Source organism: Prosthecobacter vanneervenii (assembly GCF_014203095.1).
Lineage (GTDB): Bacteria > Verrucomicrobiota > Verrucomicrobiia > Verrucomicrobiales > Verrucomicrobiaceae > Prosthecobacter > Prosthecobacter vanneervenii.
Genome location: NZ_JACHIG010000002.1, coordinates 618,037 through 644,310 on the forward strand (window position 1 = coordinate 618,037; position 26,274 = coordinate 644,310).

The 26,274-nt window shown below is 62.3% G+C and carries 28 protein-coding genes; 17 read left to right on the forward strand and 11 right to left on the reverse strand.

Annotation, left to right across the window (positions count from 1 at the left end; genetic code table 11):
• The first annotated feature begins 60 nt into the window (after positions 1-60).
• From HNQ65_RS07565 to HNQ65_RS07575, 3 genes are all read left to right on the forward strand, one after another.
• The gene (locus HNQ65_RS07565; RefSeq protein WP_184338891.1) at positions 61-759 is read left to right on the forward strand and encodes a YggS family pyridoxal phosphate-dependent enzyme; all 699 of its coding nucleotides are present in this window, start codon (positions 61-63) and stop codon (positions 757-759) included.
• Positions 759-1,157: an RNA-binding S4 domain-containing protein gene (locus HNQ65_RS07570; RefSeq protein ID WP_184338892.1), complete on the forward strand. Its 399-nt coding sequence runs from the start codon at positions 759-761 to the stop codon at positions 1,155-1,157. Before HNQ65_RS07565 ends, HNQ65_RS07570 begins: the two co-directional genes overlap by 1 nt.
• Before the next feature lie 336 nt (positions 1,158-1,493).
• Entirely contained in the window at positions 1,494-3,398 is a 1,905-nt protein-coding gene (locus HNQ65_RS07575; protein WP_184338893.1) for a tetratricopeptide repeat protein, read from the forward strand.
• 283 nt (positions 3,399-3,681) lie between these two features.
• Here HNQ65_RS07575 and HNQ65_RS07580 read toward each other — a convergent pair whose 3' ends face one another.
• Complete coding sequence (locus HNQ65_RS07580) at positions 3,682-4,326, reverse strand: SET domain-containing protein (protein ID WP_184338894.1); 645 nt, start codon at positions 4,324-4,326, stop codon at positions 3,682-3,684.
• A gap of 177 nt (positions 4,327-4,503) precedes the next feature.
• Between HNQ65_RS07580 and HNQ65_RS07585 the strand changes: the two genes are divergently transcribed.
• The 3 genes from HNQ65_RS07585 (at position 4,504) to HNQ65_RS07595 (ending at position 7,254) form a co-directional block, all read left to right on the forward strand.
• Positions 4,504-6,021, forward strand: a complete 1,518-nt coding sequence (locus tag HNQ65_RS07585) for a peptidylprolyl isomerase (protein WP_184338895.1) — start codon at positions 4,504-4,506, stop codon at positions 6,019-6,021.
• Positions 6,022-6,051: 30 nt separating this feature from the next.
• Complete coding sequence (locus HNQ65_RS07590) at positions 6,052-6,396, forward strand: tetratricopeptide repeat protein (protein WP_184338896.1); 345 nt, start codon at positions 6,052-6,054, stop codon at positions 6,394-6,396.
• Between the two features lie 87 nt (positions 6,397-6,483).
• On the forward strand, positions 6,484-7,254 hold the full coding sequence (locus HNQ65_RS07595) for an SDR family NAD(P)-dependent oxidoreductase (protein ID WP_184338897.1): 771 nt from the start codon (positions 6,484-6,486) through the stop codon (positions 7,252-7,254).
• A 708-nt stretch (positions 7,255-7,962) separates the two neighbouring features.
• On the opposite strand, the gene HNQ65_RS07600 is transcribed toward HNQ65_RS07595, so the two are convergent.
• Positions 7,963-8,667, reverse strand: a complete 705-nt coding sequence (locus tag HNQ65_RS07600) for a class I SAM-dependent methyltransferase (protein ID WP_184338898.1) — start codon at positions 8,665-8,667, stop codon at positions 7,963-7,965.
• Between the two features lie 117 nt (positions 8,668-8,784).
• On the opposite strand from HNQ65_RS07600, the gene HNQ65_RS07605 reads away from it, so the two are divergent.
• The 5 genes from HNQ65_RS07605 to HNQ65_RS07625 are packed head-to-tail and all read left to right on the forward strand — an operon-like array spanning position 8,785 to position 11,964.
• Positions 8,785-9,651, forward strand: a complete 867-nt coding sequence (locus tag HNQ65_RS07605; RefSeq protein ID WP_184338899.1) for a hypothetical protein — start codon at positions 8,785-8,787, stop codon at positions 9,649-9,651.
• A gap of 40 nt (positions 9,652-9,691) precedes the next feature.
• Complete coding sequence (locus HNQ65_RS07610; RefSeq protein WP_184338900.1) at positions 9,692-10,213, forward strand: hypothetical protein; 522 nt, start codon at positions 9,692-9,694, stop codon at positions 10,211-10,213.
• A 33-nt stretch (positions 10,214-10,246) separates the two neighbouring features.
• Positions 10,247-10,816: a glutamine amidotransferase-related protein gene (locus tag HNQ65_RS07615; RefSeq protein ID WP_184338901.1), complete on the forward strand. Its 570-nt coding sequence runs from the start codon at positions 10,247-10,249 to the stop codon at positions 10,814-10,816.
• 26 nt (positions 10,817-10,842) lie between these two features.
• A complete protein-coding gene (locus tag HNQ65_RS07620) occupies positions 10,843-11,262 on the forward strand; it encodes a hypothetical protein (protein WP_184338902.1) in 420 nt (139 codons plus the stop codon).
• Between the two features lie 60 nt (positions 11,263-11,322).
• On the forward strand, positions 11,323-11,964 hold the full coding sequence (locus tag HNQ65_RS07625; RefSeq protein WP_184338903.1) for a GDSL-type esterase/lipase family protein: 642 nt from the start codon (positions 11,323-11,325) through the stop codon (positions 11,962-11,964).
• 214 nt (positions 11,965-12,178) lie between these two features.
• Here HNQ65_RS07625 and HNQ65_RS07630 read toward each other — a convergent pair whose 3' ends face one another.
• The 4 genes from HNQ65_RS07630 to HNQ65_RS07645 all read right to left on the reverse strand — a co-directional run bounded on the left by HNQ65_RS07630 (position 12,179) and on the right by HNQ65_RS07645 (position 14,350).
• Positions 12,179-12,424 carry a hypothetical protein gene (locus HNQ65_RS07630; RefSeq protein ID WP_184338904.1) on the reverse strand — a complete coding sequence of 82 codons (246 nt, stop codon included), beginning with the start codon at positions 12,422-12,424 and terminating at the stop codon, positions 12,179-12,181.
• On the reverse strand, positions 12,421-13,161 hold the full coding sequence (locus HNQ65_RS07635; RefSeq protein ID WP_184338905.1) for a hypothetical protein: 741 nt from the start codon (positions 13,159-13,161) through the stop codon (positions 12,421-12,423). Before HNQ65_RS07635 ends, HNQ65_RS07630 begins: the two co-directional genes overlap by 4 nt.
• 25 nt (positions 13,162-13,186) lie before the next feature.
• Positions 13,187-13,591, reverse strand: a complete 405-nt coding sequence (locus HNQ65_RS07640; RefSeq protein ID WP_184338906.1) for an ExbD/TolR family protein — start codon at positions 13,589-13,591, stop codon at positions 13,187-13,189.
• A 69-nt stretch (positions 13,592-13,660) separates the two neighbouring features.
• Positions 13,661-14,350 (reverse strand): MotA/TolQ/ExbB proton channel family protein, encoded by a 690-nt coding sequence (locus HNQ65_RS07645; protein WP_184338907.1) that lies wholly within the window; start codon positions 14,348-14,350, stop codon positions 13,661-13,663.
• Between the two features lie 291 nt (positions 14,351-14,641).
• Here HNQ65_RS07645 and HNQ65_RS07650 point away from each other — a divergent pair, with 291 nt between their 5' ends.
• Complete coding sequence (locus HNQ65_RS07650; RefSeq protein WP_184338908.1) at positions 14,642-15,550, forward strand: N-acetylglucosamine-6-phosphate deacetylase; 909 nt, start codon at positions 14,642-14,644, stop codon at positions 15,548-15,550.
• A 26-nt stretch (positions 15,551-15,576) separates the two neighbouring features.
• Entirely contained in the window at positions 15,577-15,945 is a 369-nt protein-coding gene (locus tag HNQ65_RS07655) for a hypothetical protein (RefSeq protein ID WP_184338909.1), read from the forward strand.
• Between the two features lie 120 nt (positions 15,946-16,065).
• Here HNQ65_RS07655 and HNQ65_RS07660 read toward each other — a convergent pair whose 3' ends face one another.
• From HNQ65_RS07660 to HNQ65_RS07680, 5 genes are all read right to left on the reverse strand, one after another.
• Positions 16,066-17,466 (reverse strand): efflux transporter outer membrane subunit, encoded by a 1,401-nt coding sequence (locus tag HNQ65_RS07660; RefSeq protein ID WP_184338910.1) that lies wholly within the window; start codon positions 17,464-17,466, stop codon positions 16,066-16,068.
• A 12-nt stretch (positions 17,467-17,478) separates the two neighbouring features.
• Positions 17,479-20,649, reverse strand: coding sequence for an efflux RND transporter permease subunit (locus HNQ65_RS07665; protein WP_184338911.1), 3,171 nt, complete (start codon positions 20,647-20,649; stop codon positions 17,479-17,481).
• A gap of 29 nt (positions 20,650-20,678) precedes the next feature.
• A complete protein-coding gene (locus HNQ65_RS07670) occupies positions 20,679-21,827 on the reverse strand; it encodes an efflux RND transporter periplasmic adaptor subunit (protein ID WP_184338912.1) in 1,149 nt (382 codons plus the stop codon).
• A gap of 129 nt (positions 21,828-21,956) precedes the next feature.
• On the reverse strand, positions 21,957-22,619 hold the full coding sequence (locus tag HNQ65_RS07675; protein ID WP_184338913.1) for a response regulator: 663 nt from the start codon (positions 22,617-22,619) through the stop codon (positions 21,957-21,959).
• 8 nt (positions 22,620-22,627) lie between these two features.
• On the reverse strand, positions 22,628-23,692 hold the full coding sequence (locus tag HNQ65_RS07680; protein WP_184338914.1) for a sensor histidine kinase: 1,065 nt from the start codon (positions 23,690-23,692) through the stop codon (positions 22,628-22,630).
• Positions 23,693-23,905: 213 nt separating this feature from the next.
• On the opposite strand from HNQ65_RS07680, the gene HNQ65_RS07685 reads away from it, so the two are divergent.
• From HNQ65_RS07685 to HNQ65_RS26535, 4 genes are all read left to right on the forward strand, one after another.
• The gene (locus HNQ65_RS07685) at positions 23,906-25,456 is read left to right on the forward strand and encodes a lipase maturation factor family protein (protein WP_184338915.1); all 1,551 of its coding nucleotides are present in this window, start codon (positions 23,906-23,908) and stop codon (positions 25,454-25,456) included.
• Positions 25,457-25,567: 111 nt separating this feature from the next.
• Positions 25,568-25,795, forward strand: coding sequence for a hypothetical protein (locus HNQ65_RS07690; protein ID WP_184338916.1), 228 nt, complete (start codon positions 25,568-25,570; stop codon positions 25,793-25,795).
• 3 nt (positions 25,796-25,798) lie between these two features.
• Positions 25,799-26,092, forward strand: a complete 294-nt coding sequence (locus HNQ65_RS26530; protein ID WP_221306073.1) for a hypothetical protein — start codon at positions 25,799-25,801, stop codon at positions 26,090-26,092.
• Complete coding sequence (locus HNQ65_RS26535; RefSeq protein WP_221306074.1) at positions 26,089-26,247, forward strand: zeta toxin family protein; 159 nt, start codon at positions 26,089-26,091, stop codon at positions 26,245-26,247. The genes HNQ65_RS26530 and HNQ65_RS26535 overlap by 4 nt, the downstream gene beginning before the upstream one ends.
• Positions 26,248-26,274: the final 27 nt, after the last annotated feature.

Consider the following 26,274-nt stretch of genomic DNA (forward strand, 5'->3'; position numbering starts at 1 on the left):
TTGCGCGCACGCCGCATCTTCCGTTTCTCTTTTTCCGAGAAACCCACCGATCCCCAAGACATGAACGACCTCGCCAGCCGACTGCAAGCCATCCGCGACCGCATCTCCGCCGCTGCCCAGCGCTGCGGACGCGATCCCGCCTCGGTGCAGCTGCTGGCCGTGTCCAAGACCTTTCCCGCAGAGGCCATCCGCGAGGCTCTTGATGCCGGGCAGCTGCTCTTTGGAGAGAACAAGGTGCAGGAGATCCTGGCCAAGGCGCCGCAGCTTCCCTCAAACCTGCAGTGGCACCTCATCGGGCACCTGCAGTCCAACAAAGTGCGCAAAGTGCTGCCGCATGTGCAGGCCATCCATAGCGTGGATTCGCTGGATCTGGCGAGAGACATCGACCGCATCGCCGGAGAGCTGGGGCTCAAGGCCAAAGTTTATCTTGAGGTGAATCTGGGAGATGAAAGCAGCAAGCACGGTTTCAACGCCGAAGGTCTGCGCGCGCAGCTTGAGGCACTCCACGCCCTCACACGGCTGGAGATCCAAGGACTGATGTGCATACCGCCCTTTGATGACGATCCGGAGAAAAGCCGCCCTTATTTTGTCCAGCTGCGCACTCTGCGCGATGAGCTGGAAAAGACCGGCGGCCGCCCGCTGCCGCTGCTGAGCATGGGCATGAGCCACGACTTTGAGATCGCCATCGAGGAAGGGGCCACGATGGTGCGCGTTGGCAGCGCCATCTTTGGCGAGCGCACTTACAAGCCTGCCGCCTGATGAATACGCGTGCCGACAAATGGCTGCACCATGTGCGCGTCTTCAAGACCCGCACGCTGGCCACGCAGGCCTGCGCCAAGGGAAATGTGACGATCGACGGCCAGGTGGTGAAAGCCTCGCGTGATCTGAAGCCCGACGATGTGCTGGAGGTGGTGCGCGGAGATCTGCGCCTGCGCCTGCGCGTCGTCGCCTTCCCGCCGCAGCGCCTCGGCCCGCCACGCGTGGCGGAGTTTTGCGACAACCAGACCCCGCTGGAGTGGATCCAGAAAGCCAGCGAACTGCGCCGCGAGCGCGAGCTGATCCAGCCCCGCGAACACGAGATGGTGGCCAAGCCTGACAAGAAGCAGCTCCGCGAGCTGCGGAAGTTCTGGGAGGAGCAGCACGCGGCAGAGGCGTGATGAGGCAGGCGTCAGCATCGCGGTCCGCATCACACCAAGCCAGCCGAAGGCAAGCCTCTGTGCGGCTCGTGACACCTTGCGTTTTCTTTTTCACCCAGCTTCTTTGCGCTGCTTTGCCATCGCCGCGCTGAGGAGTGAGCGTTGCGTTTCTGCGAAGGCGAATCGTGGCGCGCAGATCAGGGGAGTGGCGTGCCGCACAGGGGACTGTGCGGACCACTATGGGGGCCAGGCATCCTGCCTGCGAGCACGTCATGCGGTTTGCTGCACCGCCTTTTCGAAGAAGTGTTGCTCAAGCTCGTGGTGATCTTTACGATGCGTGGCAGATTTGATTTAAATATGGGACTTTTTGACAAGTTTTTCGGCAGGAAGAAAGCAGCAGCTGTGGGACCAGTGGGTGAGCGGACAGAGCCCGAAGCCCCGTCGAGTGCTGCGGAGGAGAAGATCAAGGTCTTTGACCAGTTCGGCCGGGAGCTGCATCTCTCCAAGCAGGACTGGCTGAAGCATATGCTCCTGCCCAACATCGAGAAGGCCTGGAACGACGCTGACAAGCTGGCCGGCTACATCATCAACGGGCTCCAGGACGGCTTTGCCCGTGAGCTGCTGCCGGCGGCGGCCAGGCTGGCGGAGATGGATGCCAATGCTGAGCGCGGGGCGGTGCTGCATGCGGCCACGCTGCTGAAATCGGGGCAGGCGGGTGAATCTGAGCGCGTGCTCACGCAGCACATCTCCAAGCACGGTAGATCCGGCGTGGTGATGACCAATCTGGCCAAAGTGTACGCGGAGCGGAAAGAGGATGCCCGCGTGCTGGCGGCGCTGTGGGAGGGGCTGGAGCTGGACCCGAACCAGGACAATGCTGTCATGTGGTATGAAGTGGCACACCGGGACAAGTCTGGCGAGGCCGCGGGTCTGGAGGCGCTGCGGCGCATCGCGGCGCTTCCCGGCAGCTGGCGCGCGCAGGTCTGGCTGGCGCGGGAGGAGCTCAAGGAGCGGCATCTGGAGCAGGCGCTGGCGCTTTACACCGAAAGCCTGGAGCGTGCACCGCGCCCGGTGCCCACCGACCTGCTGGTGCAGATGAGCGGCGACCTGGGAAACCTGGGGCACCTGCCCGAGCTGCTGAACCTGACCGAGCCGCACTTTGTGCCTGCGGAGCACGGCATGGAGGTGGGGAACAACCTCATCAAAGCCTGCCTCGATCTCGGTCTGCTGGATGAGGCGCGGCCCATCCTGGACCAGCTGCATGCGCTCAAGCGGCCGGACTGGATGCAGGGGCTGAGCTACTGGGATACCGAACTGGCCAAGGCCCGGCTGGAGACGACCCCGCCCCCGGAAGAGGCTCAGGTACAGCTTTCCATGCTGACCGTGCAGGGGCCGGTGTGGCTCAAGCCAGACTCCCCCGCCGTGGAGCTCTTTCCGGTGCGTGCGGAAGGCGGGCCCACCCTTTGCGTGGTGGGGGGCTGTGTGGAGCAGGCCACCAACTCCAAGCGCATGGAGCAGACCATGTCAGACGTCTCCGGCCGCCTGAGCCGCGCCCTGCCGCTCTTTCTCTCCGAGCACATCCACTGGGGCAGTGATGCCACCTGCAGCGTGCTGCTGCCCTGGGTGGTGAAGCCCACGCCGGGCTTTGCCGTCAATGGGGTGCCGTGGGAGGATGGCGAAGTGGCGCACCTGGCACGGCAGACACCCACGCCCAGCGACTACGCCGTCTATGTAAACCTGAAGGCGCAGACAGAGCCCGCGCTGGCAGAGATCCGGCTCATCCGCACCATCGACGCAAATTGTGTGGGCATGCTGAGCCTCCCTGTGGCTGTGGAGGCTCCCGGTGCCGACGTGATGGAGCTGGCCGACAAGCTTCAGGAGCTGCTCTGCCAGGAGGCAGACGCGGAGCGCGCTGCAATGCCCGACTGCTATGCGATCCCCGCCGTGCCAGACCTGCCCAACTACCTGCTGCGTCTGGAGCAGCTCCTGGCGGTGCGCTGCGCCGGCATGGAGGGGGTGCGTGCGGAGTTTCTCAGCGGCCAGCATGAGATCCTCAATGGCAGCCTGCATCTCTGCCTTTCATATCCTGAATCCCTGTCCATGCGCCTGCTGTTTGCGCAGGCACTTCTTACCATGAAAAAGAGCTGCCCGTCTGCCGTGGCAGACTTTCAGGAAAAAGCACGCCTGCTGCAGAAGATGCACCCCTTGGAAGGCGCTGCCCAGGGTGTCGTGGAGCGCATGATCAACGAAGCTTTTGGCAATTGAAGGAGGAGGGTGCGATCTGCCTTCGCAGAAACCCAACGCCATGATTCGGCGACACGATGGAGACCATACGCGGAGGACTAGGGTGAAGAAGGAAACGCTGGTTCGCGCGAGCCGCACCGAGGATGGCCCGCGGCAGGCTGCGCGTGGTGCGGCCCCCTATGGGGGGGGCGCCTTCGACCATCACAGACCGCCTTGTCCTCCTTCGTTTCCATTTTTCCTCCCTAGAGGTGGAAACGAGAAACGAAGCTGCCCCCCGAGGCGAGAGAGCGGCAGGAGCCAGAAATCACTTCTTCCCGGTCTTCTTGGCCACCTTCTTCCCAGCACTCTTCTTCTTGGTCGCTGCGGCCTTCTTGGTCTTCACACCATTCGCGCTGCTTTTCCCGTTCACTCCGGTGCCATTGGCTGCAGCTTTGGCGCGTTCCTTTTCCTTGTCGCGCTGAAGTTTCTCCATCTTGCGCAGGAGCTTGGGCCACTGCTTTTCCTCCACGATGAAGCCCACGCAGCGGTCCGAGCCGCAGCGGCAGGGGTGCTCGTCCCAGGTGTCCACATCAAAGCCGTAGTTGTAGGTCAGCTCTTCGCCCGCCTTGATCTCGCGCAGGGAGTAGATCCAGATGCGGCCGCGGATGATGTAGGCCTCGCAGTTCGGGGCGCAGGAGTGATTGATATAGCGTGCGGGGTTGCGGCCCTTGGCGCCATCGATGTCATACTTCTGGTTCAGCGTAAAGACGTACACCGCCGCGCCGCCGGTCTTTTTGGACTTTTCCACCAGCGCCTCGCCACGGCGCAGAGACTCCGCCTTTGTGATTTTTTCGCCCACGTACTCGATGATCGGCACGTCGTAGGGGATGTCACAGCGGGCAAAGATGCCCCGGTTGTGGATGGAGGAGGAGCGGACGGTCCAGTAGCGTTTCGTGGGGGCTTGGGGCATGTGGGGCAGGCAGGCGTCTGAGAAAAAGGGAGCGCATGAAGTGTGCCGGGTGCCTGCAATGTCAAGGAAGGAGGCCGAATGTTTCAGGGCAGGCACCTCCTTCATGCCAGCACTTTCCGGTTGCCGCCGGGATGCGGTGCGCCTTATTGCGCGCCCTTCAACCGCCCTGAATTTGTCATGCTTGAATTTTTCCGCCGCCACCGTCACGCCTTCCTCTATACGCTGACGTTCATCATCATCGTCTCCTTTGCCATGTGGGGCGGGTGGCGCAAAAGCGGCGGCGACTTCGGCCGTGGCGCCAAGCTCACGGACACCGCCGTGACCGTCTATGGCAAGGACTACACCGTGGCCGATCTGCAGCGCGCCCAGCGCTCCGTGCAGTTCGCCCAATACTACCTTCAGGACTATGAGCTGCTCTCCGCGCTGATGTCCCTCTCTGCCAGCCGTGGCATGGGCGGTGGTGGCATGGACACCCTGACCAACCTCTTTGTGCTGCGCCATCTCATGGAGCAGAATGGCATCCGTGTCAGCGATGCCGAAGCCCGCGCTGCGCTGGAAAAGCTGCCTGCGCTGCAAAACAACGGCAAGTTTGACGTCTCCCGCGCCCAGAGCCTGGAGGCCAATGCCTCCGCCATGGGTTTTGATGGCGAGGCTCTGCTCGGCATCATGAAGGACACCGTGGGCGTCCGCAAGCTGCAGGACATCGTGTCCAAGAGCTACGAGGCCTCCCCGCTTTCCGCTGAAAAGCAGTACGCCAGCAGCTACCAGACCTTCAAGGGCTCCAAGATAGTCTTTGAAACCGAGACCTTTAAAAAGGCCGCCACCGTGACCGACGACGAGGTCAAAAAGTACTACGACGAAAACAAGGACAGCTACAAAACCGAGGAAAAGCGCGCCGTGAGCTACGTCTTCTTTGAGAACCCCAAAGACCTGGACAAAAAGCCGCTGGAAGAGCGCCAGAAGGCCCAGAGCGAAGTGGTCAAGCGCGTCAATGCCTTCAACGACCTGACCGTGAAGGACAAAAAATCCTTTGCCGACGCCGCCAAGCAGACCAAGGAAAAAGTGGAGTCCGTCCCCGCCTTCACCCAGGCCGAGCCCCCTGCCGCCCTCAAGAACGAAAGCGCCGTGGTGGAGCAGATCTTTGCCCGTGCCAAAGACGCCAAGGCCGAAGCCGTGGAAGGCAACAATGGCTGGTACGTCTTTGACGTGACCAAGATCGAGGAGCCCAAGCAGCAGACGCTGGACGAAGTGAAGACCAAGATCAAAGACGTGCTCCTCGGCCAGAAGGCTGACGAAGCCCGCACCAAGGCCGTGAACGAAGCCCGCCTGGCCCTGGCAGACGGCCTCAAGGCCGGCAAGAAGATCGAAGACCTCGTGAAGGACAAGAAGCTGACCCTGCAGGCACTGCCGGACATCGACACCGCCAATCCTCCCCAGGAAGAGCCCAACGGCTTCATCATCGCCAAGGAAGCAGCGAAGACCGGTGTCGGTGCCATCTCCCACGCAGTGGACTTCGACAAAGGCACCATGCTCATCTACGTGAGCGCCAAGGAGCTGCGCAAGCGCCCCGACGCTGCCGAACTGCGCAAGAGCCAGGGCACCAATCTCTCCTCCCAGGAGCGCCGCAGCCTCTTCCAGGCTTGGTTTAAGAAGCAGCAGGAAAGCGCCCGCGTCGTCATCGCCAAGGTGGGCTGAGCCCAGCCCCACCCGCCAATCTGACACGCCATGAGCGACACGCCCGCCCCCACCGTGGAGGAACTCTACGACGAGGCCAGCGGGCACGTAGCACTCGGAGAACTGCCCGAGGCCATCGCCCTCTACCGCCGCTGCGTGGCGCTGCAGCCCGACCACTTTGACAGCTGGCACGCCCTCGGCATGGCTCTGCTGCGCCATGGAGAGGTGAAAGAAGCCATCGGCGCCGGCCTCATGGCCACCACCCTCCAGCCCAACGATCTGCTGGCCTGGACCGCGCTCTCGCAGATGTATGTGACCAACAAGCAGATCGCCGAAGCCGAAGACGCCAAAAGCAAAGCCCGCATCCTCTCGCTGGGCGGCAAGGTGGTGAAGTAAAGTGCCCGCTAGCTTCGGCTTCCTCAGGAAACAACTGTCAACCACCGTCAACGACTGTAAACAACTGTCAACTTCCCCTCCCCTGCCATGTCCTCCCCTCTCTTCAATCTCAGCGGCAAGTCAGCACTCGTCACCGGCGGCAGCAAAGGCTTGGGCAAGGCCATGGCGCGCGGCTTTGCCGAAGCCGGAGCGGATGTCTTCATCTCCAGCCGCAATGCCGAGGAACTGGCCGCAGCCGCAGCCGAGATCGGCGCAGGCCTGAACGTGAAAGTGGAGTGGATGGTGGCCGACATGGCCGACCGCCCCTCCGTCAAAGCCCTGGCCGCAGAGGCTGAGAAGCGCCTCGGCAAAGTGGACATCCTCGTCAACAACGCCGGCATCAACAATCCGCAGGCCATTGATGAGATCACCGACGAAGTCTGGGACCGCAATGTGGAGGTGGACCTCACCTCCGTCATGTCCCTTACCCGCGCCCTTGTGCCCGGCATGAAGGCCCGCAAGTGGGGCCGCATCATCCACACCTCCAGCGTCCTCGGCGTCGGCGGCCGCTTGAAGCGGAATGTTTACTGCGCCTGCAAGGCCGCGCTCATCGGCCTGGCTCGTGCCAGCGCGCTCGATCTCGGCCCCTACGGCATCACCGTGAACTGCCTCTGCCCCGGTCCCTTCCTCACCGACATGCCCGGCAAGCTCCTCAACGACGAGGAAAAGAAATACTTCGCCGACCGCACCGCCCTCAAACGCTGGGCCGCCCCCCGCGAACTCGCCGGCCCCGCCCTCATGCTCGCCAGCGAAGCCGGTGCCTACATCACGGGACAAGGCATCGTGGTGGATGGTGGAGCTGCGGTGAATATTCTTTAATCACCCAGCATGGGCAGGGTTCTCTGCGCCGAACATGGCTTGACTGGTGTTACTCTAGTTTGCAGTCACATGAAGCGAGCCTTCAGCGAAAACTTGCCTCTGCCACAAAGTGGAGCCGTCTTGATCGATCTGCTAGATGATCCCGATTCCCTTTCGACAATTCACTTGTGCACCGATTGCATCATCTCACAGGGGCTTGGCAAAGCCGCCCCATTGAAAGACTTCCCCGAGGATCTTGAGCCTCTGTGCAGCCAGTGCTTCGCTCAACAAAACCAGGCTGGATGATACGCCCCTCCTATTGAGCATCGCGCAATGAAGTGACAAACCAACGAACCATCCACGGATGGCTCAAGATGCCTGTGACGAGGGCTCCTGAAAGGAGCGGAGAAATTAGCCGGTGGTGGAGCGAAACCGCGAAGCGGTGCAGCGGGAACCACCGGACCTGATCAGCATGCATCATTCCGTAAAGGACGCATGCCGGAGGTATGCGAGAAGCCTCCTGCGATCCAGCGTGAACGAGAGGCAACTGCGCGCCCTTCTCGCATGCCTTCAGCATGCAGCCTTGGGCAGAGATAAGCCCTGCTCATGGTCCGATGGTTCTCGCTCGCCAAGCCTCGCTGCACCACCGGCTAATTTCCTTGCTCTTTCCAGGAGCAGGTACGAAGCCGCCCGTGAATGTGGACACCAGTACTATAAAGCACCCATTAGTCATTTAGATGGCGCAGCCGCCCCAGCCTCCGCCTTGCCAAAAAACATCAAATGCTGCCACGGCAGCCCGTCAAATTCGCGCACGAGTTTGAAGCCGTTGAGGTTCATCTCCTTGTTAATCTGAGCCTTGCTCATTTTGTGCTCGGGCTTGATCGGCACAGTCTCGTCCTCGGCGCGGAACTCGCACAGCACGAGCTGGCCGTCAGGCTTCAGGGCGGCGCGCATGGCGGCCAGCATCTGCACCGGGTGGCTGAACTCATGGTACACATCCACCATGAGGATGAGGTCGCAGGTGTTCGGCGGCAGCTTGGGGTCATGATACAGGCCATCGATGGGCACGATGTTTTTCAGCCCTTCGCTCTCGATGTTCTTTTTCAGCATCTCGATCATCTGCGGCTGCACATCCACGGCATAGACTTTGCCCGTGTCCCCCACCATGCGAGCCAGCGGGATCGTGTGGTAGCCATTGCCGCAGCCCATGTCGCACACCACCATGCCGGGCTTTACCTGGAGCTGCTGACGCATGAGCGTGGGGCCTTCCTCCTGCTCGCGCACGCGGCGCATCAGCCATTCAAAGCCGGACCAGTGCATGGTCCGGGCAATGGTGCGCCCCTCATACACCGTCAGCCCCGGCGGGGCGGCGGCCTCCTCCTGGGCAGGGAGATTCAGGGCAAGAAGGAGCAGCAGGAGGAGGTGCGAGCGCATGTGGGTGTGGAGATGCTCAAAACGGCGGAACTCATGCTAATGTAGCGCCGCACTGCGCCAAAGACTTTTCCAGACTCGCGCTGGAAATCCCGGGGCGGCTTCGTATCCTGAGCTGCCATGACACGCCGTTTCATCGCCCGCCTGCTGCTGCCTCTGCTCGGATTCGGAGCCTTGGGCACCGCCGTGCTCAGCGCCCAGGACGCCCCGCCGGTGCCCAAGCCACCGGAAAGGCCCGCCATCCCGGAGGATGTGGTGGGAGACGAGCACGTGCGCGAGGAGTTCGGAGTGAACCCCTTTACCACGCCGTCCATCCGCAAGCTCTTCGACATGCTCAACAACGTGGGCAAGCTGCGCTTTGACGACCTAAAGCGCCCTTTCACTGACAAGACACCCGCGGACCGCGTCATCGTGGCCATGGGGCTGGGCACCCTCATCGCCGATGGCTTCCTCATCGTGCAGTGCGAGCGTGTAGACGAGATGGAGGCCGTGGGCCGCGCCATGATCAAGTACGGCAAGGCGCTCGGCGCAGGCAACCGCATGAACAAGCACACCGGCAGCCTCTTTGAGTACAGCCTCAAGGGCAACTGGCAGGATCTCCGCGTGGAGCTGGCCAAAACCCAGAGCGATGTGGAGGCCGAGATGGTGCAGCTGCGCGATGTGGACATCGCCCACCTCATCAGCCTCGGCGGCTGGCTGCGTGCCCTGGAGATCGCCACCAAGAGCATCAGCGACAACTATGCCGAGGAAAAGACCCGCCAGCTCACGCGCCACGACATCGCCGAGTACTACCTCATGAGCCTGGACAGCCTGCACCCCAGCCTGCAGAAAAACCCGGCCCTCATCGAGCTGCGCAAAGGCCTGGAGGAACTGCTCCCCATGCTGGACGTGCCTGAGGGCAAGGCCCTCACCGAAGCCGAGGTCAAAGCCCTCCACAAAAAGGCCTCCGAACTCGCCCACATCGTCACCGACAAAATGAACGGCTGAGCCCAGCCCCGTTCCCGCCTCGTATCTTCTACACATCTTCATGGCCAATCTCACCTCGGAACAGCGTCAACTCGTCGAACAATGGGCCGCAGAGGGCGCAAACCTCAATCAGATCCAGGACCGTCTGCGCAACGAATGCTCGGTCACGCTCACCTACATGGAGACGCGCCTGCTCATCATGGAGCTGGGAGTGAAGATCCAGGAAAAGCCGCGCGAGGCTCCGCCTGAGGAAAAGCCCGCCCCGCCACCCGCACCGGCAGATGCCGATGCTGACGCAGGCGACTATGCAAATGAAGATGGCGTGGCCGATGAGCTCATGCCGCCGGACGGCGTACCCGCCGGAGACACACCGCTCAGCATTTCCGTGGATGATCTGCCGCCTCCCGGCGCCATCATCAGCGGCAGGGTCACCTTCAGCGACGGCGTCACCGCCCAGTGGTTCATGGACCAGACGGGCCGCTTTGGCATGCGCGGCCCCGCCCCCGGCTACCAGCCGCCGCCTTCAGACATCCCCACCTTCCAGACTGAACTCGACCGCATCCTGCAATTGCGCGGCTTCTGATCTTTATAACCTCAAACTTGGAACTCAGGCTCCGTGCTTCTCATCATCGACAACTACGACTCCTTCACCTACAACCTCGTCCAGTACTTCGGCGAGATGGGAGCCGTCATGGAAATCCGCCGCAATGACCAGGTGACGCTGGATGAGATCGAAAAGCTCAAGCCCGACCACATCTGCATCTCCCCCGGCCCCTGCACGCCTAAGGAAGCCGGCATCAGCTGTGCGGTGATCGAGCGCTTTGGCAAGTCCACCCCGCTCCTCGGCGTGTGCCTGGGCCATCAGGCCATCGGCCACGTCTTCGGCGGCGATGTCGTCCGCGCAGGCCGCCTCATGCACGGCAAGACCTCGCTGATCAATCATCAGGGCGAATCCGTCTTCAAAGGCCTGCCGCAGCCCTTTGAGGCCACGCGTTACCACTCCCTCCTCGTCAAGCGCGACACCCTGCCCGACTGCCTAGCCATCACCGCCACCTGCAGCGATGACGAGTCCGAGATCATGGGCCTGCGCCACAAGGAGCTGCCCATCCACGGCGTGCAGTTCCACCCTGAGTCCATCCTGACCCAGGACGGCAAGAAGCTGCTGAGGAACTTCCTGGAGATGTGAGCCCGCTGCCTCACGGCGCGGATGCCATGACCGACGCAGAACATCTGCGCCGCTTTGAGGATCACAGCCTGCCACATGCGCAGTGGACGCACCGCGCCCACCTGAAGGTGGCCTACCTCTACCTGCTGCGCCTCCCCTACCCCGAGGCACTTGAGCGCCTGCGCAGCGGAATCAAAGCCTACAACATGGCCCACGGCATCCAGAACACGCCCACCGGCGGCTACCACGAGACGCTGACCCAAGTGTGGCTGCACCTCGTGCACACCACCCTGCGCCAGTTTGGCCCCGCTGAAACCGCCGATGCCTTCTTCGACGCCCAGACGCAGCTCAGCAGCACACGCACCCCGCTGCTTTTTTACTCACGCGAGCGGCTGATGTCAGCCGAGGCCCGGAGCACCTTCCTTCCGCCCGACGTGGCGCCGCTGCCAACGCCCCAGGAAGAATGATCCTTGGAATAAGCTCAGGTCCTGCGTGCAAAGGCAGCACGTCAGGCTATGTAGCCATCCATGTTTCTTCGCCTTCGCTTTGTCATTCTCTCTTGTGCCATGCTCGTGCTCAGCAAGGCAGGCAATGCAGCAGACCCCTTGCGCGTGGCGTGCGTAGGGGACAGCATCACGCAGGGGGTCGGCATTCTTCATCCGGAAAAGGATGGCTATCCGGCCAGGCTGCAGGAGATTCTGGGCACGAGCTGGAGTGTCAAAAACTTCGGCGTGGGCGGGCGCACCATGCTGAGAAAGGCGGACCCCTTCGACCACCGCCCGGCACTTGGCTCCAGCCCGGACATCGTCGTCATCGCCCTCGGCACCAATGACTCCAAGACTCCGATCTGGTCCGGACATAAAGGCGAGTTCGTGGCTGACTATGTGGCCATGATCAAAGAATTTCAGGCGCTGCCCAGCCACCCTCAGGTGCTGGCCTGCCTGCCACCACCCGCCTTCCCGGGAAATTGGGGCATCACCGAGGAGACCATCGTCGGTGAAGTGATCCCGGCCATCAAGCAAGCCGCCCAGCAGGCGGGCATAAGCGTGATCGACCTGCACACTCCGCTGCTGGAGAGCAAGCCCTGGTTTCCCGACACTGTGCACCCAAACGAAGCCGGAGCGCAGCGGATTGCTGAAGTCGTGGCTGCGGCCATCAAGGCGAAGTAATACCCTGATGCGATGAAGCAGGCCTGAAAACGCATTCCCGAGCCTACGTTGGAAATCATCTTGATCCACCTCCTGCAGCAAGTTCGCGGATGTGCGGTGGCGCTGGGCGATGCCAGAGGCTCGGCTTTGTGAAGACGCGAAAGCAGAGGGTATTGAGAGAGTGTGAGGGATCGGGACGATCCCTCTCCGCAAGAGCGCTGGCCCCCGCTCGCCCTCAAATCTGCTGCAGCTTGTTCCGCTCGTTGGGCGTGCGGCACACGGGGCAGGTCGTCACGGTGATTTTGCGCTTGGGCTCGCAGGCGTAGGCGGTGCCGCAGATGCGGCACTGGATGGCGATGCGGCGGCGATACACCTCGCGCTTGCGGTCGCGCCAGAAGCTGTAAAACCACAGCAGGCACACCGTCGTGACCCCCACGGCCATGAAGAGAATGATCAGTCCTCCGAGCGGGATGGGGATCATGGCTTGCGGGCGGCCTCCCACCGGAATGAAATCTCGCCCCACTCCACCTGCTTGACCTCAGCGGGGGTAAAGCGCAGCGCGGTCACTGCGGCATGCAGCTGCTGCATCACCCCGGGGTCTTCCACACTGCTGAGCGGCAGCGCCGTGATGATCTGCCCCGCACGACCTACGGCCACGCGGAACTGCACACGCGTGGGCTCCGTCAGCTTGATGCCCTCCAGCTCCACGCTGGCAGGGCCGCGCTGGGCCAGGCTGGGGCTCATCACCGCATGCAGCCGGGCCTCTGGCGCCACCGGCACATGGGAGATGCTGCGGGCAGGCACCGGCGGCAGCACATCCGCCGCCGCAGTAAAGAGACGCGGCTGCTGGATGGCGGCCGGAGCAGGATCGAGATCCTTGAGCTTGATCTCATGCCCGGCAAAGGTGGGCTGAAAGGCCAGCAGAGGGCTTTTCACCTGGAGGTCGCTGTCGTCATCGCTCAGCAGCGCAAAGCTGCGGTCCTGCGCCCGGTGGATGAGGGCCAGCTCGGCCGGATTTGCGGGGTTCAGGGAAATGACGTGCTGCGGAGTCACCGCAGGACGCTGCACCGTCGGGTGCACGATCCGAAAGACAAAGAAAAAGCCGGCCATGGCCAGCATGAGCGCCAGCAGCGCCAGCACCAGACGCCAGAGGGAGTAATCCCGCACCTCCCAGGCAAAGATGAGCCCGGGCTCGGATGGATGCGGCTTGGCGGACATCGGGGGGGGAAACGGGCTTGGTGGGTTAGGCCTTGGGCGGCACGGTGGAGTAGGCCACCTCATAGCCGAGCTCCAGGGCGATGTTTCCGACCTCGATCACACGGCCGTGCGGTGCCTGTCTGGCGGCATGAATGATGGCGCGGCGCTCGCCTTCGCGGCTGGCCTTCAGCTTGTCCCGCAGCTCCGCCGTGCTGGTGCGCACCCCGTCAAAGTAGAGCGCATTTTCCAGCCCGGCGGGGATGGTGATGATGTGCGCGCGGTCAAACCCGGTGAGCCTGGAGCTGGACTGCGGCTTGTCCACATGGATGCCGGACTGCACCACGAAGTTGCTGTTGAGAAGGAAAAAGACCAGCAGCAGCAGGATCGTGTTCATCAGCGGCACGATGTACAGCCACGGGCTTTGTCTGGGTAGATGACTCTCTAGCTTCATGCGGGTCGGGCTACGTGCTCAGTATTGGCGGCCAGGGTTGGTTCGGCCAGCCAAAAGTGCTCCTCAGGATTACCCCTTGAGCCCGCGTCCCCGCGCTTTGGTCATTGCAGGCGCCACCTCCGCCTGACGGAACTCCACGATGTTATCGGTGCTGTTCGCGTCCTCGATCAGATTCACGATCTCGATGCCCGCACGCTCCAGATCGTGCATGACCGCGCGTGCACGTGCGCTCAGGAAGGCAAAGGAGAGGTAGGAGGGAATGGCCACCACCAGACCGAGCGCGGAGGTGATGAGGCTTTGATACACACCACGCGCCACGTCTGCCTGTGTGGCCAGGCCGTTGGCGGAGGAGAGATTGGTAAAGCTGTCCAGCAGGCCGATCACTGTGCCCAGCAGGCCGATGAGGGGTGCGGCGTGGGCAATGGCATTCAGAATGCCCAGAAAGCGCTCAAGACGGGGCACCTCCAGCTGTCCGGCCTCCTGCACGATCTCCTTGAGCTGCTCCCGAGGGGCGTGATGGCGCAGCAGTGCGGCGTGGATGACGCGGCCGGCGGGCACCCGTGTGGCCACGCATTCCTGCAGAGCCTCGGCAAAGTTTTTGCGGCGGATCAGGCTGGCCAGCCCGGCCAGAAACTCGCCCACGTTCATGCTTGCCCGGTGGAAATAGGCCAGCCGCTCGATAAAGATCGCCCCAGCGAAGCACAGGCACCCAATTAGGAGCCATACGAGCGGTCCGCCTTTGGAGATCAGATCTATCATGTGCCGGGAGTCAGAGAGTAAAGGGTCAAGCCTGGCACCACACGCCAGCTCGGGAGAGGTCGTGTAGTACAAAGCATGTTTTATGCCGAGACTGATGTCTTGTAAACATTGGAAATAAACGGGATGAAGAAAGAGCGGTCAAGCGGGGAGAGAAGAAGAAATGCCTAAGAGGGCGCGGGGACATCGATTTAGCCCTATCCTCTTGGCCCTGCCACCCCGGTGTAACATTCATACCACTTCCCATCACGTCCCAGCCTTGATTCCCCGGCCCGGCCCCGCTCCTATGGCGGCATGAAACCTTTCGATCTTCAGGTCAATGGCTACGCGGGCACCGACTTCAATGGCGACGCCCTCACCGCCGAGTCCCTCCACCACGCCTGCGCGGCGCTGGAGGAAGACGGCTGCGACTCCATCCTGGCCACCTTCATCACCGACCACATCCCCACTCTGGAGCGCCGCATCAGCACCCTGGTGGCGCTGCGGGAAAAGGACGAGCTGGCCCGCCGCATGATCTCCGGCATCCACATCGAGGGGCCGTTTATCAATCCCATCAAAGGCTACGTGGGCGCCCACCCTCCCGCCGCCGTAAAGCCCGCCAATGTGGACGATGCCAAGCGCCTGCTGGACGCCTGCAGCGGTCTGGCCCGGCTGGTGACCCTGGCCCCGGAGCACGATGAGGGCAGCAAGACCACCGCCTTCCTGGCCTCCCAGGGCGTCACCGTCTCCGCCGGTCACTGCGATCCCTCGCTGGACCAGCTCAATGCTGCCTGCGATGCCGGACTGAGCATGTTCACCCATGTGGGGAATGGCTGCCCCATTCAGATGCACCGGCACGACAACATCATCCAGCGCGCCCTCAGCCTGCACGAGCGCCTTTGGCTCTGCTTCATCCCGGACGGCGTGCACATCCCCTTCTTTGTGCTGAAAAACTGGCTGGCCTGCGCCGGTCTGGACCGCACCATCTTTGTCACCGATGCCATCTCCGCCGCCCGACTCGGCCCCGGCCGCTACACCCTCGCCGGATGGGACATACTCATCGGTGAAGATCTCGTGGCCCGCTCCCCCGACGGCACCCACTTCGTCGGCAGCACCGTCACCGTGCCGCGCATCAAAGCGAATGCGTATGAGCAGCTCGGCATGACTGAACGTGATCTGACGCGGGTGCTGGATGTGAATCCGCGGAAGGCGATAGCCGCATAGCTCCACCACCTCAATCCCGCCCTCTCATGCACCCTCTGGCCGATCAAGCGTTCCAATGGTGGCTGGGCCGCCTCCCGAAATACAACCGGGGGCTGGTCATCGCAGGAGTCTCGGCATTCGTCGCCTATGTCTTGATCGGTTTCCTGCTGCTGCCGGCATCCGAGGGATTTGAGGTGACCCTTTTTACCCTTGTGATTCAGAGCGTCGGTTATCTTGTCATCATCGCCCTGGCCAACATCTGCTACCTCATCGGCCCTGTCTCCGAAAGCCTGCTGCGTCCTGATGATGTACACCGCTACCGCGAAAAGTGGCACACCCTCGGCTCCCGCCTGTCCTTCGCCCTGCCCTTCAGCGTGCCTGTGATGCTCCTGGTGGTGGCGCTGCTGAAGGGGTGATTGGATGACTCCCGACGAACTTGCCCTTCGAATGACATGAATCCACTCCTCAGGCTCGAATCCCAGCGTGGACATTACACCGTCGTCCGCTGGGTGTGAATTCTTGGAAGACAAATCAGATCACCCTCCACCCAGGGCCTTGTAGAGGGAGATCTGGAGCTGAAACTGGCGTTTGTTCACATCCACCAGCTCCAGTCTTCCCTCCAGCGTGGTTTGCTGGGCGTTGAGCACTTCCAAATACGTGGCACGGCGGGTGGCGAAGAGATCATTGGAGGTGGCCACGCTTTCGGCCAGCAGGCCGACCTGCTCGGATCTGACCGTATTCAGCTCATCCAAAAGACGTATCTTGGCCTGGCGGTTGTGGACTTCGACATAGGCATTGACGATGGACTGTTGATACTCCGCCAGGGCTTCCAGTTCTTCCGCGCTGGCTTTTCGAAACTGGGCTTTGATGGCGGCGCGGTTGATCAGCGGGGTAAGAAGTCCGCCTGCAACGTTGTAAGCGGCGGAATGGGAATTGAGCAGCAGATCGCCACGGAAGGCCTGGAATCCGATGACACCGTTGATGTTCAGGCTGGGCAGAAAGGCGGCGCGTGCGGCTTTCACGTCCGCCTTGGTGGCGGCGAGCTCATGCTCGGCCTGGCGCACATCGGGGCGCTGGGTCAGCAGGCTGGCAGGCACCTGCTGGGACAGGCGCGGCACCCGCAGGCTGGTGATGGACTGCTGCGTGCGCTGAATGTTTGCAGCGGCATTCCCGAGCAGCAAGCGGATCGCCGCTTCGAGGTCGATGATCTCCTCCCGCGCCTGGATCTTGAGACTGCGCAGGTTTCTGGCGCGGGCCTCAAACTGCTGAACGGCGAGCGCGTTTGCGGCGCCGACAGCTTTCTGCGCCTGCACGGTTTCGATGGCGTGCTGCTGCAGCAGGAGGTTGTCATCGAGAATGCGCAGCGTGGTGTCCAGCGCGAGGAGGTCGTAGTAATGCGTGGCGATGTCGCTGATGAGGCTGACGAGCACCAGGCGGCGGCCCGCCTCGCCGGCCAGGGTGCGCTGCAGGGCGGCGTTGCGCTGGCTGCGCAGCTTGCCCCACAGATCGACCTCCCAGGCTGTCTGCAGGCCCAGGCTGAAGTCTGGCAGCGTGTTGGGAATGATCTGATTTTTGTAGATGGTCGTGGTCCGGTTTCCGGCATCATCCATCGTGTAGTAGCCAAATTTCCGCAGTCCCACGGCGCTGGCGATTCCGGCACTGGGCGCCAGCGCACCCCGGCTGGCGGTGAGCTGCGCGCGCGCCATCTGCACCCTCTGGTAGGCCACCTTGAGATCGTTGTTGCCGGCAATGGCCTGATCAATGAGGCGGCTGAGATGCGGGTCCGTAAAGTGTTTGCGCCACAGCGTGGTCTGCGCGCGGGCTTCTTCGGGAGTGAGGGCCGCTTTGGGCGCGGTGATGGCGGTGGGGAGCAGCACGCCTGTGCAGCCGGAGGCCAGCAGGGAAAAGACGGCGCAGATGAGGGAGGAAAGTTTCATAAATAGCGCGGCTCAGAGGGTTTCGCTCAGCGGCAGTTCTTCCCGCCTGCGGCTGAACTTTTCCGCAAACGTGGCAACGATGACGTAGAGGCCGGGCGTGAGGATGACGCCGAAGACGGTGCCGAAAATCATGCCGCCCGTGGCCGCGGCGCCGATGGTGCGATTTCCCACGGCACCGACACCGGTGGCGAGCAGCAAAGGAATGAGGCCTGCTACAAAGACCATCGACGTCATTAGAATGGGGCGCAGGCGTGTGCGGACAGCCTCCACGGCGGCGAGCAGCGGTGTTTTGCCTTCGCGATGGCGCAGCGCCGCAAACTCCACAATGAGGATGGCGTTTTTCCCGAGCAGGCCAATGAGCATGATCATGGCGACCTGCGCGTAAATGTTGTTTTCCAGCCCCAGCAACAGCAGGAAAAGAAAGGCTCCCACCAGCCCTGTGGGCAGCGAGAGGATGACCGGCAGCGGCAGCAGCAGGCTCTCATACTGCGCCGCCAGCAGCAGATAGACAAAGACGATGCAGATGAGGAAGATGAAGGTGGCCTCGCCGCCCCCGTTCACCTCATCCCGGCTGATGCCCGCCCAGTCGATGCCATAGCCTTTGGGCAGCTTCTGCTTCACCGTTTCCTGAATGGCACGCAGCGCGTCTCCACTGCTGTAGCCGGGGGCCTGCTCGCCATTGATTTCAGCGGAGGGAAACATGTTGTAGCGTGTGATCTGATCGACGCCATAGACCTTCTCCAGCGTGACGAAGCTGGAGAGCGGCACCATCTGGTCGTTGCTGGCTTTGATGCTGAGCTTGAGGATGTCCTCCGGGCGGGCGCGGTACTGCGGCAGCGCCTGCACCATGACGCGGTACATCTGTCCGAAGCGAATGAAATTGGAGGCATACTCACTGCCGAGCAGGGTCTGCAGCTCGCCCATGGCGCGGCCCACGGTCACGCCCTTCTGCGCGGCTTTGTCCATGTCCACACGCAGCAGGTACTGCGGATAGCTGGCGTCAAAGATGGTGAAGACGCTGCCGATCTCCGGCCGCTGCCGCAGGTCGGCCATGAATTTTTTCAGCACGCCATCCATGCGCTTGAAGTCACCGCTGCCGGTCTTGTCCAGCAGACGCAGCTCGTAGCCGCTGGCATTTCCGTAGCCGGGCACGGCGGGCGGCGGGAAGATCTCGATCCGCGCATCCTTGATGTGGGAGATCTTCTGCCGCACCTCGTTCATCACCGTCTCCACGGTGGTGCTGCGCTTGTCCCAGGGGACCAGGTTCACCAGGCAGGTGCCATAGGTGGCGCCGGTGCCGTCGGAGAGGATGTTCGTGCCCGAAAGGCTGGAGATGGAGAGGATGGAGGGCATGTCCCGCGTGCTGCGCACGATCTCGTCCACCACATCCTTGGTGCGCTCCAGCGTGGCGCCGGCGGGCGTGGTGATGCTGACATAAAAGGTGCCCTGGTCCTCATTGGGAATGAAGCCGGTGGGCTGCCTCCGGCTGATCCAGACCGTGGCGCAGCAAAAGCCGAGCAGCATCAGCCAGGTGAGGGCACGACGCCCGGCGATGGCATGAATCATGGCCGCGTAGCTGGTGGCCAGGCGCTCGTAGGCGCTGTTGAAGCCATGGAAGAACCACGCCAGCGGGCCGCGCTTTTTAGGAGGTGCGGCGGCAGAGTGCGGCTGATGATGCGGGTTTTTCAGCAGCAGCGCACACAGCGCCGGCGTGAGCGTGAGCGCCACAAAGCCCGAGAGCGTGATGGCCGTGGCTATGGTGATGGCAAAGTTGCGGTACAAAATGCCGCTGGGTCCTGACATGAAGGCCACGGGCACAAAGACCGCCGCCATGACGAGTGTGATGGCCACCAGCGCGCCGCTGATCTCATGCATCGCACGCTCGGTGGCCTGCCGTGCTCCCCCCTTCCCCCGCTCCATCTGCGCATGCACCGCCTCCACGACGACGATGGCGTCGTCCACCACGATGCCGATGGCCAGCACCAGCGCGAAGAGCGTGACGAGATTCAGCGAGAAGCCGATCATCTGCATGAAGACAAAGGTGCCCACCAGAGACACCGGCACCGCCAGCACCGGCACCAGCGTGCTGCGCCAGTCCTGGAGGAAGACATAGGTGACGAGGGAGACGAGCACAAAAGCCTCCAGCAGCGTCCGCAGCACCTCGTGAAGGGAGGCATCCAAAAAGCGCGAGACGTCATAGCTGATCTCGTAATCCATGCCCGGCAGGAAGGTGGACTCCTTGATTTCTTCCAGCCGCTGCTTCACGGCGGAGATGACCTCGCTGGCGTTTGAGCCTGGCAGCTGCTTGAGCATAATGGCGGCAGCGGGCCTGCCGTTGAGCTTGGCCTCCACGTCAAAGTAGGTGGTGCCAAACTCGATGTCCGCCACGTCGCGGATGCGCAGGATCTGCCCCTCGGAGGTGGCACGCAGCGGGATGTTCCGGTACTCCTCCTCGGTGCTGAATTTGCCGGTGTAGCGCACCACATACTGGAGCTGCGGGCGGCCTTTGTCGGAGCTTTCCCCCACCTTGCCGGGGGCGGCCTCCACATTCTGCTCGTCCAGCGCTTTCATCACCTCATCGGCGGAGACGCCCAGGGCCAGCAGCTTGTCCGGCCGCAGCCACACGCGCATGGCGTACTCCTTGGTGCCGAGGATGTCGGCAAAGCCCACGCCTTTGATGCGCTTGAGCTCGGCGAGGATGTTGAGATCGGCGAAGTTGTAGAGAAACTTTTCGTCCACATCATCCTTGGTGCTGAAGAGGTTCAGGTACATCAGCATGGCGTTTTCCTCCTTGGCGATCTTCACGCCATTGCGCACCACCTCGGCGGGCAGCTCTCCCATGATGGCGGCCACGCGGTTCTGCACATTCACCGCCGCCACATCCGGACTGGTCCCCACTTCAAAGATGATCTGCACCACGCCCACGCCGTCATTGCCCACGTCGGTGGACATGTATTTCATGCCCGGCACGCCGTTGATGCTGCGCTCCAGCTTGACCATGGCCGCCTTGGTCAGCGTCTCGGCATTGGCCCCGGTGTACTCCACCGTCACGTTCACCTCCGGCGGGGCGATCGCCGGAAACTGGGAGACGGGCAGCTTCGTCAGCGACAGCAGCCCCAGCAGCGTGAGGATGACGGACATGACGACAGAAAGAATAGGTCGATGGATGAACCTCGAGGTCATACGCAGCTAAAAGATGGGAGATGGTGGTTTCAAAGCGGGGCGGATGCGGCCCACGCCTGCTCCCGTGGTTCGATGACCTGCCCTTCCTGCACGAGCTGAATGCCTTCAAAGATGACGCGATCCTGCGCGCTGAGCCCTCTGCCGATGACAAAATGATTGGGCAGCCTGAAGAGCGGCACCACCTCCTCCATCTGCACTTTGTTGTCCTGGCCCACACGGTAAACGCACAGCCGGTGCTGAAGCTCAAAGGTGCACTTCTGCGGGATCACCACCACCTGCTTCAGCAGATGGCGCACGGTGACCTTGCAGCTGGCCCCCTGCCGCAGCACATGGTCCGGATTGGGGAATCGCCCGCGGAAAGCGATGGTGCCCATGCTTTTGTCGATGACGGCATCCACCGTCTCGATGCGCCCCTGGTGCGGATAGGCGTTTCCATCCGCCAGCTCCAGAGACAGCCCGCCCGGCGCCGTGTAGTCGGTGCGGGCGATCAGCTCCAGATACTCCTGCTCGCTGACATTGAAATAGACGAATACATCGCCATCGCTCGAAAGGGTGGTAAGCACGTCCCCCACATTGACCAGACTGCCAGCCTTTTTGGGCAGGCGGTTGATGATGCCGTCAAAGGGTGCGCGCACTTCCGCCAGGCTGAGGTGCCGCTCGGCATCCGCCACGTCCGCACCAGCCTCCTCCACGGCGGCGGCTGCGGCATCTGTCTTGGCCTGCGCCAGTTCCATGTCCACCTTGGCGATGATCTTCTTCTCCAGCAGGATGGCTGTGTTTGCCTGCTCAATCTCAGCCATGCGAAAATCCGCCTGCGCGCTTTTGAGCTTGGCGCGTGCACGGTGGAGTTCCGTCTCAAAGGCCTGCCTGCCGATCGAAAAAATGAGCTGCCCCTTGGTCACACGCTGGCCTTCATCCACCACCACCTTTTCGATGAAGCCCTCCACCCGCGCGCACAGCTCGATATGGCTGGTGTTTTGCACGGAGGCCACGTACTGCCGGTCTGCCGGGACATCCATGACGACAGGCATGGTGACGCTGTACGCCTGCGGCGGCGCAGGCTCTGCGACCGGGGCTGAGCTCCGAGTGCAGGATGACAGGCCGGAGCCTGCCAAAACGAGGCCTGCGATGGTGAAAAAAGCGCGCTGAAACACGCAGCACTGGGGGGAAATTTGCATGTCCCCACTTTTCAGCACGATCCATGCGCGAGCATGTCAGCACGTCTCGCTGCATTCTGTCATCCGCGTCTTACAGGCCGGTGTAAGGCCGCGCCCTACACGCTGCGAACGATCCGTTTGGGACGCTTTTCAGGCTTCCGCTTTTCCTGCCTGCTGCTCCCACCAGCGGAAGGCCTCCCGCATCAGCTCATGGTGCCCGGCCAGCCCCAGCTTTTCACGCACACGTGTGCAGTACACCTGCACCGTCTTGATGCTGATGCTCAGCGAGTCGGCGATCTGCCGCGTGTCACTGCCCTGCCCCAGCATGCGAAAGACCTCCAGCTCGCGGTCGCTCAGCGTGCTGATGTCCGAGGAGCTGGTGCGGTTTCCCAGATAGCGCTCGGTGATCTGCGCCTGCACCTCCGGGCTGACAAACACACGCCCCGCCGACACTTCGCGGATGGCATTGACGATCTTCTTGGTGGTGTCGCGCTTGCTCACATAACCACGCGCACCGGCACGCAGCGCGCGGTCAGCGTAGGTCAGCTCATCGTGCATGCTCAGCACCAGGGAGATGCTCTCCGGTGACACGCGGCGGATGTCCTTGAGCAGCTCCAATCCTGAGCCGGCGGCCAGCATGATGTCCACCACCACCACATCCGGCTTCAGTGCCTCGATCTTGGACAGGGCCTCGGGCGCGGCCTCAGCTTCGCCGCAGATGGTCATGTCCGTCTGCTGGTTGATGAGATTGCCCAGCCACTCCCTCACGAGGGGGTGGTCATCGACAATGAAAATGCTCTGTCGTTCGCTCATGCAGAAAATCAGATGGAGGCGGCGCCGGCGGAGGTGGTGGTGCGCGTGGGAACGAGCACACTCACGCAGGTCCCGCGCTCAAGTCCAGTCACTTCGCACAGCGCCCCGATCATGTCGGCACGATGACGCATGATGTGCAGGCCCATGCCCGATTTCCGCGCAGCTTCAGGCGGCAGCCCGGCGCCATTATCAGTCACGCGCATCTGCACCCCCTGGGACGTGTTTTGCAGGGAGATGGTGATGCGGTCCCCACCGCTGTGGCGCACGGCGTTGTTCACCGCCTCCTGCGCGATGCGGTAGAGATGCACCACGGCCTCGGAGTCTTCCAGCAGCACCTCCTCCGGCATTTCCAGCGTGCAGTTCAGACGGGCGCGCATGCTGGTGGTGCGGGCCAGCTCACGCAGCGTGGCGGTGAGCCCCAGCATGTCCAGTTCCACCGGGGCAAGCCCGCGCGCGAGGCTGCGCGCCAGGTCGATGCCGGACTCGATCAGACCCACGAGCTGCTCGCTGTCTGCAGACTCCGCCACGGATTTCTGGTGCAGCTTTTCGCTCAGCACCTGCCCGGCCAGCGCAGCGCTGGTCAGGTGCTGGCAGAGGCTGTCGTGCAGATCATGGCCGATGCGGCGCTGCTCGCGCTCGCTGACCTCCAGCACCGCCTGTTCCAGTTTTTTACGCTCCTGGATCTCCTCGCGCAGGGCGGTGGTCCGCTCCCGCACGCGCACTTCAAGCTGTCGCTGAAACATGCGCAGCCGGTGCAGCACTGAAACCATGACAATATAGAAGCTGATGGCGATGGCGCAGTTCCACCATGGCACAAGCTCGTTTTTGTACACAGCACCGCTGGCCAGGTCTCCCGCCAGCGAGAGCACCACGCTGATCAGCGCCACGAGCACGCCGAGCCCCCAGCCGCCGAACCAGGTGGCCAGATAAACTGAGACGAGGTAGAAGATGGAAAACTGCAGCTCATAGCCCGCATAATAGTCCACCACCGCGACCACCGGCAGCAGCAGGAATGCCGCACGCAGCCATTTGCTGTGCAGGCGGACAGGCGCTGTGGGATGGGTGGAGTCCATGCTCATTTTATAGTCGTTGGCCGACATCAGTCTGGCATGCCAGAATCCGGGACGGCAACACTCAAATCATCCGAAACACCGCAGCTGCCGCAAATTTGCAAGCACGGTTCTGCCGGGCACCTAAATTGTGAAACTGATGGGATGAGGTTCATTGACGTAAATCCGGCAAACGCGATGTTCTGAAACCAGCCTTCACAAGCAGCCCTCGCTAGCATGTCCCCCCTCTTCTGGCTCGAATCCCATCGCGGACGCTACACCGTTGTCCGCTGGTTGTTTCCGCGTCTGCTGGCCGCCATCTACCTCATCGCTTTCGCGTCGTGGGGCGTGCAGTATGACGGGCTCGTCGGGGAGAACGGCATCCTGCCGACGAAGAGCCTGATGGAAAACATCCACGCCTATGAGGCGCGGGAGCACACCTCGCTCTTCTGGCAGATGCCCTCGGTGTTTCACTGGCATTACACCGATGCCTTTGCACACGGAGTCTTAACCGCCTGCTGCGTCTTGTGCGTGCTGGTGATGGCGGGTGTGGCGCAGGGGCCGCTGCTGGCGCTGCTGTGGTTTGGCTACCTGTCCTTTGCCACCACGGGAGACATCTTCATGGGCTACCAGTGGGATGCCCTGCTGCTGGAGGCCGGATTCCTCGCTCTCTTTCTCGCACCTTGGCGGCTGTGGGCCTGGCGCAGCCCTGCGGAGCCGCCGCGAGGCTCCATCTTCCTGCTGCACTGGCTGCTCTTCCGCCTCATGTTTCTCTCCGGCTACGTCAAGATCGGCGGCGGCGACCTGCCGTGGCATGACATGACCGCGCTGCTCTACCACTACGAGACGCAGCCGCTGCCGAATGGCCTTTCGTGGTTCATCCATCATGCGCCGCGCTGGTTTCACGTGGCGAGCTGCTGGATCATGTATGTCATCGAGCTCGCGCTGCCCTTCGCCATTTTCCTTGGGCGCTGGGGACGACTGGTGGCGGCGCTCGGCTTTCTGGGGCTGATGGTGATGATCTCCGCCACGGGGAACTATAACTTCTTCGATCTCCTCACCGGCTTGATGGCGATCACTCTGCTGGACGACCGCTGGTGGCCGCAGCGCCTGCGCACATGGCTGCGCATCTCTGCCGAATCCCCGCGCCCCACCTTCAAACACTGGACGCAGTGGCCCGCGCTCGCAGCCGTGCTGCCCGTGGTGCTGGTCACACTGCTGGCGGCAGATTCCTTCCTCGCAGGCCGCATCCGTGACTACAAGCCCCTGCTGCCCGCCGGGCTGCATGAAAAGCTCGACGCTCCCGCCGCCCGCACCCGCTCCTTCAATGCCTACGGTCTCTTTCAGGACATGACGGAGGAGCGCCCTGAGGTCATTCTGGAGGTGAGCGATGACGGCGCGCTCTTCCTGCCGCTGGAGTTTAAATACAAGCCCGGAGACCCCGCGCGCCGTCCGCCCTTCATCGCCCCGCATCAGCCGCGCCTGGACTGGCAGATGTGGTTTGCGGCGCTTTATCCCGGCTACGATCCCCAGCGCGATGCGAATCCAAACTCCCCCATGCACTGGTTTGGCCAGTTCTGCACCGCCCTGCTCCAGCACAAGCAGCCCGTGTGGGCCCTGCTGGAGCCCCCGCCCTTCCCCGTGGAAAAGATCACCCACATCCGCGCCCGCCTCTACCGCTACCACTTCACCCTGCCCGAGGTGCGAAAAGTCTCCGGCGACTGGTGGGAGCGCGAGCCGGTGGGCAGCTTCTGCGGCACGATGTCTCTGAGAGCAAGAGGGCGGTGAGGACAGAAGCTCCTTATGTTTCAGACCGCAACTGCCCATGCAAGCCCTGGGTAACCTTGGACGTTGAACCAAACCAAGAACGATCTACATTGCGCCACACGCCTTCACGACATGTCCACCCCTGAAACAGCACTGGATTATCTCGAGCAGCAGATTCCCAGCCTTTCGGCCGCTGCGGTGGACGTGGCCTACTGGCAGGCTCTGGCTTCAGGACAGACCGTCCTGATCAGCGAAGAAGGCGGCATCTATCAGGCATTTCCAGATGGCACACGCCAGCTGGTCAAGACCACGGAAAAGCCGCTCAGCGTGCCCGTGGGAACCCGTGTGCGTATTCCCTGAATCATGCACATACCTCGCCTGCGCATGTTCGCCGGGCCAAATGGTTCTGGCAAAAGCACCATCAAAAGCGTGGTTCCGGAAAGCCTGCTGGGCATTTACATCAACCCTGATGAAATCCAGAAAGAGGCCGCACACTCAGGGTATTTGGTGGTGCAAGATTACTCAGTAGAAACAAGCCCAGAGGAAATCCTGGAGTTTTTACGCGGTCTGTACTGCTGCAACGTGCGGGCCTTGCTGAAGCGGCTGGTCGCCTGCGATTTAACAACGGCAGCCTGGACTTCAGAGATGTGGAAATGAACGCTTACTTTGCCTCTGTGGCGGCGGATTTTTTGCGGCAGAAGCTGCTGGAGAAACAAGCTTCGTTCTCCTTCGAAACAGTCATGTCATCCCCAGACAAGGTGGCTCTGCTGGAAAAAGCCCGGCGGCTGGGATATCGCACCTACCTCTATTAGATTGCCACCGATGACCCTTCGATCAAC

What these genes read in the sequence shown, in the direction of transcription:
- HNQ65_RS07565 (WP_184338891.1), top strand. Translation starts at nt 61, where the DNA reads ATGAACGACCTCGCCAGCCGACTGCAAGCCATCCGCGACCGCATCTCC.
- HNQ65_RS07570 (WP_184338892.1), top strand. Translation starts at nt 759, where the DNA reads ATGAATACGCGTGCCGACAAATGGCTGCACCATGTGCGCGTCTTCAAG.
- HNQ65_RS07575 (WP_184338893.1), top strand. Translation starts at nt 1,494, where the DNA reads ATGGGACTTTTTGACAAGTTTTTCGGCAGGAAGAAAGCAGCAGCTGTG.
- HNQ65_RS07580 (WP_184338894.1), bottom strand. Translation starts at nt 4,326, where the DNA reads ATGCCCCAAGCCCCCACGAAACGCTACTGGACCGTCCGCTCCTCCTCC.
- HNQ65_RS07585 (WP_184338895.1), top strand. Translation starts at nt 4,504, where the DNA reads ATGCTTGAATTTTTCCGCCGCCACCGTCACGCCTTCCTCTATACGCTG.
- HNQ65_RS07590 (WP_184338896.1), top strand. Translation starts at nt 6,052, where the DNA reads ATGAGCGACACGCCCGCCCCCACCGTGGAGGAACTCTACGACGAGGCC.
- HNQ65_RS07595 (WP_184338897.1), top strand. Translation starts at nt 6,484, where the DNA reads ATGTCCTCCCCTCTCTTCAATCTCAGCGGCAAGTCAGCACTCGTCACC.
- HNQ65_RS07600 (WP_184338898.1), bottom strand. Translation starts at nt 8,667, where the DNA reads ATGCGCTCGCACCTCCTCCTGCTGCTCCTTCTTGCCCTGAATCTCCCT.
- HNQ65_RS07605 (WP_184338899.1), top strand. Translation starts at nt 8,785, where the DNA reads ATGACACGCCGTTTCATCGCCCGCCTGCTGCTGCCTCTGCTCGGATTC.
- HNQ65_RS07610 (WP_184338900.1), top strand. Translation starts at nt 9,692, where the DNA reads ATGGCCAATCTCACCTCGGAACAGCGTCAACTCGTCGAACAATGGGCC.
- HNQ65_RS07620 (WP_184338902.1), top strand. Translation starts at nt 10,843, where the DNA reads ATGACCGACGCAGAACATCTGCGCCGCTTTGAGGATCACAGCCTGCCA.
- HNQ65_RS07625 (WP_184338903.1), top strand. Translation starts at nt 11,323, where the DNA reads ATGTTTCTTCGCCTTCGCTTTGTCATTCTCTCTTGTGCCATGCTCGTG.
- HNQ65_RS07630 (WP_184338904.1), bottom strand. Translation starts at nt 12,424, where the DNA reads ATGATCCCCATCCCGCTCGGAGGACTGATCATTCTCTTCATGGCCGTG.
- HNQ65_RS07635 (WP_184338905.1), bottom strand. Translation starts at nt 13,161, where the DNA reads ATGTCCGCCAAGCCGCATCCATCCGAGCCCGGGCTCATCTTTGCCTGG.
- HNQ65_RS07640 (WP_184338906.1), bottom strand. Translation starts at nt 13,591, where the DNA reads ATGAAGCTAGAGAGTCATCTACCCAGACAAAGCCCGTGGCTGTACATC.
- HNQ65_RS07645 (WP_184338907.1), bottom strand. Translation starts at nt 14,350, where the DNA reads ATGATAGATCTGATCTCCAAAGGCGGACCGCTCGTATGGCTCCTAATT.
- HNQ65_RS07650 (WP_184338908.1), top strand. Translation starts at nt 14,642, where the DNA reads ATGAAACCTTTCGATCTTCAGGTCAATGGCTACGCGGGCACCGACTTC.
- HNQ65_RS07655 (WP_184338909.1), top strand. Translation starts at nt 15,577, where the DNA reads ATGCACCCTCTGGCCGATCAAGCGTTCCAATGGTGGCTGGGCCGCCTC.
- HNQ65_RS07660 (WP_184338910.1), bottom strand. Translation starts at nt 17,466, where the DNA reads ATGAAACTTTCCTCCCTCATCTGCGCCGTCTTTTCCCTGCTGGCCTCC.
- HNQ65_RS07665 (WP_184338911.1), bottom strand. Translation starts at nt 20,649, where the DNA reads ATGACCTCGAGGTTCATCCATCGACCTATTCTTTCTGTCGTCATGTCC.
- HNQ65_RS07670 (WP_184338912.1), bottom strand. Translation starts at nt 21,827, where the DNA reads ATGCAAATTTCCCCCCAGTGCTGCGTGTTTCAGCGCGCTTTTTTCACC.
- HNQ65_RS07675 (WP_184338913.1), bottom strand. Translation starts at nt 22,619, where the DNA reads ATGAGCGAACGACAGAGCATTTTCATTGTCGATGACCACCCCCTCGTG.
- HNQ65_RS07680 (WP_184338914.1), bottom strand. Translation starts at nt 23,692, where the DNA reads ATGGACTCCACCCATCCCACAGCGCCTGTCCGCCTGCACAGCAAATGG.
- HNQ65_RS07685 (WP_184338915.1), top strand. Translation starts at nt 23,906, where the DNA reads ATGTCCCCCCTCTTCTGGCTCGAATCCCATCGCGGACGCTACACCGTT.
- HNQ65_RS07690 (WP_184338916.1), top strand. Translation starts at nt 25,568, where the DNA reads ATGTCCACCCCTGAAACAGCACTGGATTATCTCGAGCAGCAGATTCCC.
- HNQ65_RS26530 (WP_221306073.1), top strand. Translation starts at nt 25,799, where the DNA reads ATGCACATACCTCGCCTGCGCATGTTCGCCGGGCCAAATGGTTCTGGC.
- HNQ65_RS26535 (WP_221306074.1), top strand. Translation starts at nt 26,089, where the DNA reads ATGAACGCTTACTTTGCCTCTGTGGCGGCGGATTTTTTGCGGCAGAAG.